The organism is Bacillus sp. JJ1122, from assembly GCF_036964885.1.
GTDB lineage: Bacteria > Bacillota > Bacilli > Bacillales > Cytobacillaceae > Mesobacillus.
On the sequence record NZ_JBALQL010000040.1, the window covers coordinates 1 to 12,151 of the forward strand.

The following is a 12,151-nucleotide window of genomic DNA, read 5'->3' on the forward strand; positions in this document are numbered from 1 at the left end:
GTTTTCAAAGAACAAGTTATTTTTCGTTGCTCCGTTAGAAGCAACTCTTATATATTATCAGGTTTAAAACCCGATGTCAATAAGTTTTTTTCGTTTTGTTTGTTGCTGGCTAAGTAGCTCGTAGCAACAGATATAAATATAGCATCTTTATAAACCGATGGCAATATGTTTTTTCGTTTTTTATTTACAAAACAAAAGAAAGATTATTCATATTAATGTGTTCAAATCTATTCACTTTAATCATCAAGTCTTCGGGCTAATCTATTTCTTACGCCGCTAACTTTTTGGCTTCTGCACTATTGTAATAAAAAGATATGTGATAGTGAACAAAGTCTATCTTATTTTAAAATTGCCGGACAACCGCCCTCCCCAAAATAACAAAAGGCAAAACAGCCAGGGCCGCTTTGCCTTTTAATCTCTATTAACGGTGGCGCATTAATGGGAATAACAGTACGTCTCTAATAGAAGGAGAATTAGTCAATAGCATAACCAAACGGTCAATACCAATTCCAAGTCCTCCTGTAGGAGGCATCCCATATTCTAATGCTTCGATGAAATCATCATCCATTTCATGAGCTTCATCGTTACCTTGTTCTTTTTCTTTTAGCTGTGCTTCAAAACGTTCTCTTTGATCGATTGGATCATTCAGCTCAGTAAATGCGTTCGCATGTTCCCTTGCCACGATGAATAATTCAAAGCGGTCAGTGAAACGTGGATCTTCGTCATTCTTTTTTGCCAAAGGAGAAATTTCTACTGGATGGCCGTAAATGAATGTAGGCTGAATCAGGTGCTCTTCTACTTTTTGCTCGAAGAACTCATTTACAATATGACCATATAGCATATGCTCAGTCACTTCTACTCCGTGTTCTTTCGCAAGTGCGCGAGCTTCTTCTGTGCTCATCTGGTTCCAGAAGTCTACTCCTGTATGTTCTTTGATTGCATCGACCATATGAAGTCTCTTCCACTCCGGTTTAAGGTCGATTTCATATTCGCCATATTGGATGGTGGTTGTTCCTAGTACATCCTGTGCAATATGGGCAACCATGTTCTCAGTAAGGGACATGATATCACGCCAGTCAGCGTAAGCTTCATAAAGCTCAAGCATAGTGAATTCAGGGTTGTGTCGTGTCGAAATTCCTTCGTTCCTGAATACGCGGCCGATTTCGTAGACCTTCTCAAGGCCGCCGACAATCAGGCGCTTCAGGTGAAGTTCGATTGCGATACGCATGTAAAGCTGCATATCCAGTGCGTTATGGTGAGTGACGAATGGACGTGCAGAAGCTCCGCCGGCAATTGAATGCATGAGAGGCGTTTCAACTTCAAGATAACCTTGTCCATCTAAATAACGGCGCATTGATTGGATGATGCGGCTGCGGTTGATGAAAGTCGTTTTGCTGTCATTGCTTGTGATCAGGTCAAGGTAGCGCTGACGGTAGCGCTGCTCTACGTCCTTAAGTCCGTGGAATTTTTCCGGAAGAGGACGAAGCGCCTTTGACAAGAAGATAAAGTTTGCAGCTTTAATAGAAAGCTCGCCAACCTTTGTCTTAAATAACGTTCCTTCAACACCGACAATGTCACCTAGGTCTGCTGTGTCAAAAATCTCGTATTGCTCTTCGCCTACTGCATCCTGGCGAACGTAAATCTGGATTTGGCCAGTAAGGTCCTGTAAATGAGCGAAGCCCGCTTTTCCTTTGCCGCGCTTAGTCATGATCCGTCCAGCAATTTTTACAGAAACATTCTTAGCTTCGATTTCTTCTTTTTCCAATTCCCCAAACTCGCTGATAAGCTGGTCAGTCAGGTGCGAACGCTCGAAGCGTTTTCCGAATGGATCCATGCCCTTTTCACGCAATGAGTTCATCTTATCTCTTCTGACTCTGAGCTGGTCATTCAATTCTTCATGACTCATGTCTCTTTCACTCCAATATATAAATAAATTTATTATGTAATCCTAAGGAAGTTTGAATGGATACTTTTATTATTTTACACAAACTATCCGATTCAGACATTAAAAATCTCAAAATCCCTGCAGTTTTCCATAGGAATGATAAAAAATGTGCTAAATAGAATAAAAACTGCCAGTCTTATCCACTGGCAGTTGCATTAATAAAGGTATTATAGGAAAAGTGATAGTGAATGTCAATTTTTATCCAACCTGGTGAGCATTTTCCTCGCTGGCAGCTTCTACTTCGTCAGCAAAGTTTGTCAGCAAGCGAGCAAGCTCATCTCTCGTATTGCATTCATTGACCTGGTTGCGGACTGTACCGTTGCCGCGAATGCCTTTTAAGTACCAGGCAGCGTGCTTGCGCATTTCACGAACAGCGATATGTTCATTCTTCAACGCAATCAAGCGGTAAAGGTGAAGGATGCTGACATCGATTTTCTCGCGAGCAGTTGGCTCACCCATCAATTCGCCTGTTTCCAGGAATTTAACGGTACGGTAAATCATCCATGGATTTCCGAGTGCCGCGCGGCCGATCATGACGCCGTCTACTCCTGTTTCATCAAGCATTCTTTTCGCATCCTGAGGTGTTTGAACATCACCGTTGCCGATAACAGGAATGTTCACTGCCTGCTTTACATCACGAATGATATCCCAGTTTGCATGTCCTTCATACATTTGAACCCTTGTACGTCCGTGAAGAGCTACCGCTTTACCACCAGCACGTTCAACTGCCTGAGCATTCTGGATCGCAAAAATGTGATCCTCATCCCAGCCCATACGCATCTTAACGGTAACTGGTTTTTCAACAGCATCCACTACAGCAGATACCATTTCATAAATCTTGTTAGGGTCGAGCAGCCATTTAGCGCCTGCGTCACACTTAGTGATTTTCGGAACAGGACAGCCCATGTTGATATCAATGATATCCGCATTTGTATTCTTATCCACGTATTGCGCCGCCTGGACAAGTGTATCCTTCTCACCGCCGAAAATCTGAAGGCTAAGAGGCTTCTCACGCTCATCTATATATAACATATCCAATGTTCTATCATTTTTTGAAACGATTCCTTTATCACTAACCATTTCGGCACATACCAATCCAGCGCCAAATTCTTTGACTGTAAGGCGGAAAGCAGAGTTGCTTACGCCAGCCATTGGTGCAAGGACGACCTGGTTCTTCATTTCAATATCGCCAATCTTAAGCATGGTACCTCTCCTTAAAACACCATAAATAATTTATATAAACATTACTGCGGGCTTAATTCATCTAGAGTGACATCAAGGAATTCTGCTATTTTACCGATCAAGCTGTCATCAGGCATCCTGTTGCCTCGTTCGATTTCACCTATGATCGAAACTGATATCCCCAGCTCTTTTGCGAAGCTTTCTTGCGTAAAACCCTTCAGTTTTCGATAAGCGCGAATACGTCTTCCCCACTTTTCTGCTTCCATATTCGTACTCCTTCTTTATCAGGTATACTTTGTAAACAGGTTTCCAGAGGCTTCTCCATTGTGGGAAGCATGATGTTTGGGTTCATTTCTATCAAAGGAAGGATTACAAACGCGCGTTCGTCCATCCGAGGGTGCGGAATTGTAAGCTTCTCTGTTTCAATATTTTCTTGATTATACAGCAAAATGTCAAGGTCCAATGTTCGTGGACCCCAACGGATTTCCCTTTTCCTGCCAAGTTTTTCTTCTATTTTCAAGCATACATCCAGCAGCTCATACGGATGTAAGTTGGTAGAAACTTTGACTGTCATATTTAAAAATTGATCCTGGTCCTTGAAACCCACTGGATCCGTTTCATATATGGAAGAAGTATTTACCACTGAGATTTCTTCGTGGCCTTCAAGGAGGAGAATTGCTTTTTTCAGATATTCATACCGGTCACCCATATTGGATCCCAATGCTATATACGCCTGATTTTCCACTCTTATCTGCTCCTTGTGATTTCAACTGCAACTGATTTATAATGGCCAGGAATCGGCGGGTCCGGTTTGATTACCTTAACATGGCAAGCTTCAACGGCCGAAAAGCGATCAAGAATCGCACTGGCGATTTTTTCAGCAACTGCTTCGACTAATTTATATGGTTCACCTTCAACAATACCCTTGCATACCTGATAGAGCTCGCCATAATTGACAGAATCCTCAAGATTATCACTCTTCCCGGCTTTCGACAGGTCCATCTCCACTGTTAAATCAACGCCAAAACGCTGGCCCAATTTTGTTTCCTCTGGAAAAACACCATGGTAGCCGTAAAACTCCATTTGGTTTACATGAATCTTATCCATTGAAATCACCCTTCCCCATTAGAGCATCCATCATTTTGGCCGTGCGGGACATTTCCTTCACATCGTGAATCCTTATGATCTGGCAGCCCTGCTGGATTCCGAAGCAAACCGTTGCTCCTGTACCTTCGATTCTTTCTGAAACGGGAAGATCGAGCACTCCACCGATCATCGATTTTTTCGAAGTTCCGAGCAGCACAGGATAACCGAGTGAAACGAGCGTATCAAGATGGCGCATCATTTCAAGGTTTTCCGCCAGGTCCTTCGCAAATCCGATTCCAGGATCCAGGATGATTTGATCATCCTTCACACCGGCTTTTTTGGCAATCGTGATGCTTTCGTACAAGTCATTCAAAACATCTCTGATAAAATCCGAATAATCCCGGTCCTTCCTGTTATGCATCAAAATGATCGGCACGCCAGTTTCAGCAGCTACATCGGCTATTTCCGGGTCAGCCTTCGCTCCCCAAATATCATTGATGATAACTGCTCCAGCATCAACTGCTTTTTTAGCAACCTCTGATTTATACGTATCAATAGAGATAGGGATATGCAGTTCATTTGTGATTGCTTCAATCGCAGGCACTACCCTCGATATCTCCTCCGCATCCGAAATTCGTTCGTATCCAGGTCTTGTTGATTCGCCGCCGATATCTAAGAGATCCGCTCCGTCTTCAATCATCTGTTGTGCATGCTGTACGGCATTTTCTAGGTGGTTATACTTGCCGCCGTCTGAAAAAGAATCCGGAGTCACGTTCAGGATTCCCATGATTAGCGTCTTATTGGCATAATCTAGTGTATATTGTCCTGCTTTTATCAATGTTGATTGCTCTTTAATCATTCACGATCCCTCCCAACTGTGTTCTGCTCCAAAGTGTTTCGCGATGAGCTTCATAGTATTTATATAGGATTTTCACAATGTTCCCTTCTCTTCCCGGATAATCCGTTCCGGAAAAACGGGTAACAGGGACAATTTCCTGGATTGAATTTGTTAAAAACATTTCCTCGGCGTTTTCTGCTTCTTCCTGTTTGGAAAAGCCTTCACGAACAGTGAGTCCCACCTCACGGGCCAGCGCAATGACGAACCTGCGGGTGATTCCGTTTAAAATGCCTGTCTCAATGGCCGGAGTGAACAGGATGCCATCGTTGTACCAAAATACATTCGAAACAATCCCCTCTGACAAAAAGCCATCTTGCGTCAGAAAAATACCTTCCATATCAGGGGCGCTGCCAATTTCGCGCTTTGCAAGCACATTGTTCAGATAATGATGGGATTTAAGTCTCTCCCCGCCCTCGGGAGTGTTCCGTTTTATTTCTAAAATCACTGCCTTTTTCTCTGTCATCCCATTTGGAGGAGAAAGAGGTTTTGAAAACATAATGACATTTGGCTCAGAGTAGCTCTCTGTCTGTAAACCGAACTCTCCGTTGCCTGCAGATACATTAAAACGGATATAAGCGTGGCTGTAACCATTTTTGGCTAAAAGTTCATTTATGATGTTAACAACTTCCCTACGGTTAAATGCTGCATCGATATTAAGCATCTTCATGCCTGCATTCAGCCGCTCGAGATGGTCATCCAGTAAAAACGGGTGGCCATTGTAGATGCGAAAGGTTTCAAAGACTCCAAGGCCGTATAAAAATCCATGGTCAAAAGGAGAAATCATGACTTCTTCCTTTTTGGCATATTGCCCATTGATATAGACATACATTACAATTTGACTTCCATTTGTGCTGATTTGTAAATCGTAATGAAATTCCTTAGCAGTTGCTTTCCTGATGTAGTCAAAATGGACTCAGGATGGAACTGGACTCCCTCTACCGGAAGTGTTTTATGGCGGATGGCCATGATTTCGCCTTCCTCTGTCCACGCCGATACTTCAAGGCAATCAGGAAGGCTGTCTTTTTTTACAATCAGTGAATGGTACCTTGCTGCAGGGAAAGGGTTTTCCAGTCCAGCAAAAATCGTCTTGCCATCATGATGAACCATGGAAGTTTTCCCATGCATAAGCCTTTCCGCACGGACAACATCACCGCCAAATACCTGAGCAATCGATTGATGGCCTAGGCATACACCGAAAATCGGCGTCTTGCCAGCAAAATTTTCAATCGCTTCAAGACTGATGCCCGCCTCATTAGGGCTGCACGGCCCCGGTGAGATCATCAGAAACTGAGGATTCAATTCCTCAATCCCTTTAATCGAAGTCTGGTCATTGCGGATGACCATCAGCTCCTCGCCCATCTCACCTAAATATTGAACAAGATTGTATGTGAACGAATCATAATTATCGATCATTAAAATCATGCTTCACCCTCCGCGAGCTCTTTCGCCTTCCAAAGCGCGATGGCTTTCTTTAAGGATTCCTTATACTCATTTGCTGGGATGGAGTCAATTACGACACCAGCACCCGCCTGGACATGGGCCTTTCCATCCTTGACAAGCATCGTCCTGATGATGATGTTCAATTCCATATTGCCGTTAAAACCGACCCAGCCAAGCGATCCCGTATATGGTCCGCGTCTAACCGGCTCAAGTTCCTCAATGATTTCCATCGTCCGCACCTTTGGAGCCCCGGTAATTGTCCCGCCTGGGAATACCGCATTGACGACGCCAAACCAGTCTTCTCCTTCAGCAAGTTCTCCTCTCACATTCGAAACGATGTGCATAACATGGGAGTACTTTTCAATCGCCATGAATTCATTGACTTCAACGGTCCCATACTTGCATACCCTGCCAAGGTCATTCCGCTCCAGGTCCACAAGCATGACATGTTCAGCACGCTCTTTTTCATTGTTGATCAATTCATTGGCAAGCTGAAGATCCTCTTCATCCGTCCTGCCTCTTGATCTTGTACCAGCAATCGGTCTTGTGCTGACTTCCGGCCCTTTTATTTTTGCTAAAAGTTCAGGCGAACCGCTTACGAGCTGAAAATCTGGCGTATGAAGATACCCCATATACGGCGAAGGATTCAGGATGCGCAGCTGCCTGTAAACCTCCATTGCTTCCATTTTAATCGGCTTTGATTGCCTTACTGACAGATTCACCTGGAAGACATCCCCCTGCGAGATATACTGCTGGACTCTCTCAACCGCCTCTATGAATTCAGCCTCATCCATCGAAACTTCCAAGATGCCGTCAACAGGCTTATATACCGGTTCTGCAAGTGCAGGGAGCTCTGCTTCCCATCTCCGCTTCCATTCAGATAGCTTGTCCTCTGCCTGTTCCTCCAAACCAGCTTCAGCAAGTACCATCAGCCAAAGCTGCTCAGTCTGCTGATCAAACACGAACCACTCATGGAAAAGCTGAAAATACACTTCAGGAATCCCCGAATCGTCCTTGGCCAATGACGGTAATTTTTCAATATAACGGGCATAGTCATAGCTAAGGTAGCCAATCGCTCCACCCTGAAAATCCGGAAGGCCATCTGGTTCAGGAACCTGATATTCTTCCATTTGAATCTTCATTAATTCAAGAGGATTTCCCTCAAGCTCAACTGAAGCTCCATCCTTTATGACCGTCAATCTATTATTTTTCCCCGAAAAAATAATCTTCGGATCGAAGGCAGCGATGCTATAACGGCCGCCCCTTCCGCTTTCCAGGATAATATGCTCTTTGTATTGCTTTGCAATATAATCATATTGATGAAAAAAACGTGAAGCTGTATACGGAATTGTTAATGATTGAATGCTATAGCGCGGCAAGCTCTTCACTCCTATTTTTTTCTCTTTTTCCATCATACATGATGGAGAGCCCGCTTTCATTTTTTAATGATAAAAATTGAAGGGATTTTTACACGAAATCGCCTAATTATATGGAGTCATTCAGCATTAAATAACTATTCATTTTTACTAATAGCTTTACCCATCAATACATAAAAAAGAGACAAGCTTTTATGCCTGCCTCTTTTAAAAACAATTTATTCTTCGAATTGATAAAGCGGTGTGCTCAGGTAGCGCTCGCCATTGCTTGGGATGATTGCGAGTACTTTCTTGCCCTTGCCAAGCTTTTTCGCTGTTTCTAAAGCTGCATAAATGGCTGCTCCAGAGGATATTCCGCCCAGGACTCCTTCTTCCTTTGCCGCGCGGCGGGCATATTCGAATGCCTGCTCATTCTCTACTTTTATGATTTCATCGTAAACAGTTGTGTCAAGGACATCTGGAATGAAGCCTGCACCAATTCCTTGTATTTTATGAGGTCCGGGTTTTCCGCCTGATAAAACCGGTGAGTCAGCAGGCTCAACCGCGATGATTTTAATATCCTTGTATTTTTCACGAAGAACTTTTCCTGCACCGGTAATCGTCCCGCCTGTTCCAATTCCTGAAATGAAAGCATCGAGCTGGTCACCCATCTGCTCCACAATCTCAGGTCCAGTTGTACTTTCATGAATGGAAGGATTTGCAGCATTTTCAAATTGCTGTGGAACGTAATAGCCATGTTCCTTAGACAATTCCTCTGCTTTTCGGATCGCACCGCCCATACCTTCTGGACCAGGAGTCAATACAAGTTCGGCTCCATACGCGCGAAGCAAATTCCTGCGTTCCATGCTCATCGTTTCCGGCATGACAAGAATCGCTTTATAACCTTTCGCCGCAGCCACCATCGCCAGGCCGATTCCTGTATTCCCGCTGGTAGGTTCGATGATTGTATCTCCTTGCTTCAGCAAGCCCTTCGCTTCAGCATCCTCAATCATCGCAAGAGCGATACGGTCTTTTACACTGCTCCCAGGATTCATATATTCTAACTTCAAGTAAACATCGGCGCTTTGATCATCAACAAGTCTGTTTAATTTCACAATTGGTGTTTGGCCGACAAGCTCTGTTATCGAATTTGCAATGCGTACCATTTTACCCACCCCTTTTTTTACTTTAATCCGACTATATTAATTGGTTTTATTAAAATTTACCAACTCTTTAGGCCTATGTCAAACAGTTTGCTTCGACAAAAAACAAAATCAGTCCTCTGCCCATCCTTTTTAAACTATCCTATTTCAAATCGCTCTAAACCATTCCAAAAGAAAAGCGCAGGAGCTGGACATTTCTCGAAGTGAAGTTTAGTATTTGCTTATCTTAAAAGAAAAGCACCGGTCCATAAAACCAGTGCCCTTCATCTTATTTCTTCTCACTGTCACCATAAAACCAGCTTACTTCCGCTTCATTCCAAAAAGCCCTTGCCGAGACAGGGATATCCATTTGTTCAAGTGCCATCTGCCTGCGGATTTGATTCTTCACTTCCTTGAAGTCGTATTTTTTTCCTTCAAGTTTCTCGTGAAGATAAACAATTGCGTAGCCATTTTCAAGCTTCACCGGGCCTGTCCACTTTTTCGGTTTCAGCATTTTGGCTGCTTCTACGACTTGAGGATCAACTCGTTCATCCTCTTCATTGATAAAACCGATATCGCCGCCCTGGTTTGCGGAAAACTCATCAATGGACCGCTCCATTGCAAGCACATCAAAGCTGGAGCCATCCTTTAATTCCTTCACTGCCGCATCTGCTTCTTTTTTCGTTTCTACTACGATTTGTGAAACATGATAGGATGCAGGAAGATCAAACAGGCTTTTATTTTGTTCATAGAATGCCTTCATATCTTCTTCAGATACTTTTACATCCTTTGTTAAAAGCTCTTCCAGCAAGAGACTGTATTTAATTTGCTGCTTCCATTTATCTTCGCTCTTTGGTTCATTTTCTGCTGAAGAGTACATCGCTTTGTATATATTCAGTTCCCGCTCGATCGCCTTGTCAGAGACCTTAATCTTGTAATCATCAGCCATTTGCAGGACGACTTCCTGATCCACAAGATCCCTTAGCGTTTCTTCCCCATATCTTTCTTCTAGTTCAGTAAGCCAATCTTGCCGGGAAATCGTCTTATTGCCAATCTCCGCAACCGTCTCTTTATTCCCTTCCAGGAAGGCGGGCTTGAACAGCAGCAGCACGAGAGTAATAACGTTCAACATGGCTAACCCGGCAATGACATACCAAAGCTGCTTTTTCTCCAATTCTCTTCCCCCAGAACTTGCTTATTTTGCTTCTTTCTCCATCTCTTCCAACTCTTCTTTTGTATATAGGTATTTTTCATTACAGAAATGGCAGTGTGCTTCCGCCTGTCCGTCTGTTTCGATCATGTCCCTGAGTTCTTCAGATCCAAGACTGATCAACGCATTATGGAAACGCTCTTTAGAACAGTTGCACTCAAATGACACAGGAGATGTTTCAAGCACCTTAACATTTTCTTTTCCTAATAGTTCTTCTAGCAATTCCTCAGGGGATAATCCCTTATCAATCAATTTTGAAACTGGAGGAATTTCCTTTAATCTGTTTTCGATATACGTAATGGTCTCATCACTTGTACCAGGCATCAATTGAATGATAAACCCGCCAGCCGCTTTTATAGTATTGTCAGGATTGACTAGAACTCCGACGCCAACGGAAGAAGGTACTTGCTCAGATGTCACGAAATAATAAGTGAAATCCTCTCCTAACTCACCGGAAACCAAGGGTACCTGTCCAGTAAAATAATCACGCATCCCGATATCTTTTACAACCGAGAGGGTCCCGTCAGTGCCGACACCTCTTCTTACATCAAGCTTTCCATGCTCATTCAAATCAAAGTGGACATGTGGATTTGTCACATACCCTCTAACTTCCCCGCGTGCATTACTATCAACAAGGATCGGTCCCAGAGGTCCTCCACCAGCAATCTTAATGGTTAATTTATCATCACCCTTGAGCATTGCGCCCATCATGAGACCTGCAGTCATCGTACGTCCAAGTGCCGCTGATGCAACTGGCCATGTATAGTGGCGGCGCTGTGCCTCCCCAACTGTGTCCGTGCTTTTAACTGCATATGCTCTAATTTGCCCGTCAAAAGCAAGAGCCTTTACTAAATAATCGCTCATTTTTCTACTCCCTTCATGCTGTATACTCATTTAAATGGTTTTTGGGTTTTCCATATTGCGTTTATAAATTAGCTGCAATCCCTTTAAAGTTAAAAATGGATCCACGATTTCAATCACATTTGATTCCTGGGCAATCAGGTTCGCCAGGCCGCCCGTAGCGACTACTTTAGGCAGGACTGCGCTTTTGTCCTTCATCCGTTTAACTATTCCCTCTACCTGACCAACATATCCATAGAGAATGCCAGCCTGCATAGCTGAAACTGTGTTTTTGCCGATGACATCATCAGGTCTGCTGATTTCAATTCGCGGCAGCTTTGCGGCTCTCGAGTATAGCGCCTCTGTTGAAATGCCGATACCGGGAGCAATCGCACCGCCCATATATTGATTATGTTCATTGATGTAACAGTAAGTTGTCGCTGTGCCAAAATCAACAATAATCAACGGACTTCCATATTCATGGATGGCGGCAACAGCATTGACAATCCGGTCAGCTCCCACTTCACGCGGGTTTTCATATTTTATGTCGAGACCTGTTTTTATGCCAGGGCCGACAACTAAAGGCTTGATATGGAAGTACTTTTGGCACATTCTCTCAAGTGAGAACATGATTGGCGGAACAACTGAAGAAATGATAATTCCATCTATATCCGAAAAAGAAAGCTGAACATGGTCGAAAAGATTTTTGACGATCATGCCAAATTCATCTTCTGTTCTGTGGCGGTTCGTTTCTATTCTCCAATGGTGTTTTAACTCTTCCTGATCATATACACCTAACACGATATTTGTATTTCCGACATCAAAAACAAAAATCAAGCTATTCACCAACTTATTAATAGTTTATCTGAATCCATACTGAAAATATCATAACATAATCAACAAAAAACAACTAAATAAAGTAAACTGACATTGTTTTTGGCCTTTTTAACCTGAACTGTTGATTTCCGCTCCAATCAACAGGTTTAAAAATAATGTTTAGCTTTTACATATCTTGATTTATTAAAAGGCTCTGAAAACTAGGCTGTTGATTTT

The 12,151-nt window shown here is 43.2% G+C and carries 13 protein-coding genes; all 13 read right to left on the minus strand.

Features of this window, described 5'->3' with window-relative positions:
• Nucleotides 1–421 precede the first annotated feature (421 nt).
• On the minus strand, nt 422–1,906 hold the full coding sequence (gene lysS, locus V7201_RS20180; protein WP_335378566.1) for a lysine--tRNA ligase: 1,485 nt from the start codon (nt 1,904–1,906) through the stop codon (nt 422–424).
• A 237-nt stretch (nt 1,907–2,143) separates the two neighbouring features.
• Nucleotides 2,144–3,148, minus strand: coding sequence for a tRNA dihydrouridine synthase DusB (gene dusB, locus V7201_RS20185; protein WP_335378567.1), 1,005 nt, complete (start codon nt 3,146–3,148; stop codon nt 2,144–2,146).
• 41 nt (nt 3,149–3,189) lie between these two features.
• The gene (locus V7201_RS20190; RefSeq protein WP_335378568.1) at nt 3,190–3,393 is read right to left on the minus strand and encodes a helix-turn-helix domain-containing protein; all 204 of its coding nucleotides are present in this window, start codon (nt 3,391–3,393) and stop codon (nt 3,190–3,192) included.
• Nucleotides 3,345–3,872, minus strand: a complete 528-nt coding sequence (gene folK / locus V7201_RS20195) for a 2-amino-4-hydroxy-6-hydroxymethyldihydropteridine diphosphokinase (RefSeq protein ID WP_335378569.1) — start codon at nt 3,870–3,872, stop codon at nt 3,345–3,347. The genes V7201_RS20190 and folK overlap by 49 nt, the downstream gene beginning before the upstream one ends.
• A gap of 2 nt (nt 3,873–3,874) precedes the next feature.
• A complete protein-coding gene (folB, locus tag V7201_RS20200; protein ID WP_335378570.1) occupies nt 3,875–4,234 on the minus strand; it encodes a dihydroneopterin aldolase in 360 nt (119 codons plus the stop codon).
• The gene (gene folP / locus V7201_RS20205; protein WP_335378571.1) at nt 4,227–5,072 is read right to left on the minus strand and encodes a dihydropteroate synthase; all 846 of its coding nucleotides are present in this window, start codon (nt 5,070–5,072) and stop codon (nt 4,227–4,229) included. The genes folB and folP overlap by 8 nt, the downstream gene beginning before the upstream one ends.
• On the minus strand, nt 5,065–5,940 hold the full coding sequence (pabC, locus tag V7201_RS20210; RefSeq protein WP_335378572.1) for an aminodeoxychorismate lyase: 876 nt from the start codon (nt 5,938–5,940) through the stop codon (nt 5,065–5,067). The genes folP and pabC overlap by 8 nt, the downstream gene beginning before the upstream one ends.
• A complete protein-coding gene (gene pabA, locus V7201_RS20215; RefSeq protein WP_335378573.1) occupies nt 5,940–6,533 on the minus strand; it encodes an aminodeoxychorismate/anthranilate synthase component II in 594 nt (197 codons plus the stop codon). The genes pabC and pabA overlap by 1 nt, the downstream gene beginning before the upstream one ends.
• The gene (locus V7201_RS20220) at nt 6,530–7,930 is read right to left on the minus strand and encodes an anthranilate synthase component I family protein (protein WP_438825087.1); all 1,401 of its coding nucleotides are present in this window, start codon (nt 7,928–7,930) and stop codon (nt 6,530–6,532) included. The genes pabA and V7201_RS20220 overlap by 4 nt, the downstream gene beginning before the upstream one ends.
• Nucleotides 7,931–8,145: 215 nt before the next feature.
• Nucleotides 8,146–9,072 (minus strand): cysteine synthase A, encoded by a 927-nt coding sequence (gene cysK / locus V7201_RS20225; protein ID WP_335378574.1) that lies wholly within the window; start codon nt 9,070–9,072, stop codon nt 8,146–8,148.
• A gap of 265 nt (nt 9,073–9,337) precedes the next feature.
• Complete coding sequence (locus V7201_RS20230; protein WP_335378575.1) at nt 9,338–10,222, minus strand: peptidyl-prolyl cis-trans isomerase; 885 nt, start codon at nt 10,220–10,222, stop codon at nt 9,338–9,340.
• Between the two features lie 21 nt (nt 10,223–10,243).
• Nucleotides 10,244–11,122 carry an Hsp33 family molecular chaperone HslO gene (hslO, locus tag V7201_RS20235; protein ID WP_335378576.1) on the minus strand — a complete coding sequence of 293 codons (879 nt, stop codon included), beginning with the start codon at nt 11,120–11,122 and terminating at the stop codon, nt 10,244–10,246.
• Nucleotides 11,123–11,152: 30 nt separating this feature from the next.
• A complete protein-coding gene (locus V7201_RS20240; RefSeq protein WP_335378577.1) occupies nt 11,153–11,935 on the minus strand; it encodes a type III pantothenate kinase in 783 nt (260 codons plus the stop codon).
• Nucleotides 11,936–12,151: the final 216 nt, after the last annotated feature.

Bases quoted from the DNA above. Each gene is read 5' to 3' on its own strand.
- lysS (WP_335378566.1), bottom strand. From the start codon at position 1,906: ATGAGTCATGAAGAATTGAATGACCAGCTCAGAGTCAGAAGAGATAAG.
- dusB (WP_335378567.1), bottom strand. From the start codon at position 3,148: ATGCTTAAGATTGGCGATATTGAAATGAAGAACCAGGTCGTCCTTGCA.
- V7201_RS20190 (WP_335378568.1), bottom strand. From the start codon at position 3,393: ATGGAAGCAGAAAAGTGGGGAAGACGTATTCGCGCTTATCGAAAACTG.
- folB (WP_335378570.1), bottom strand. From the start codon at position 4,234: ATGGATAAGATTCATGTAAACCAAATGGAGTTTTACGGCTACCATGGT.
- folP (WP_335378571.1), bottom strand. From the start codon at position 5,072: ATGATTAAAGAGCAATCAACATTGATAAAAGCAGGACAATATACACTA.
- pabC (WP_335378572.1), bottom strand. From the start codon at position 5,940: ATGTATGTCTATATCAATGGGCAATATGCCAAAAAGGAAGAAGTCATG.
- pabA (WP_335378573.1), bottom strand. From the start codon at position 6,533: ATGATTTTAATGATCGATAATTATGATTCGTTCACATACAATCTTGTT.
- cysK (WP_335378574.1), bottom strand. From the start codon at position 9,072: ATGGTACGCATTGCAAATTCGATAACAGAGCTTGTCGGCCAAACACCA.
- hslO (WP_335378576.1), bottom strand. From the start codon at position 11,122: ATGAGCGATTATTTAGTAAAGGCTCTTGCTTTTGACGGGCAAATTAGA.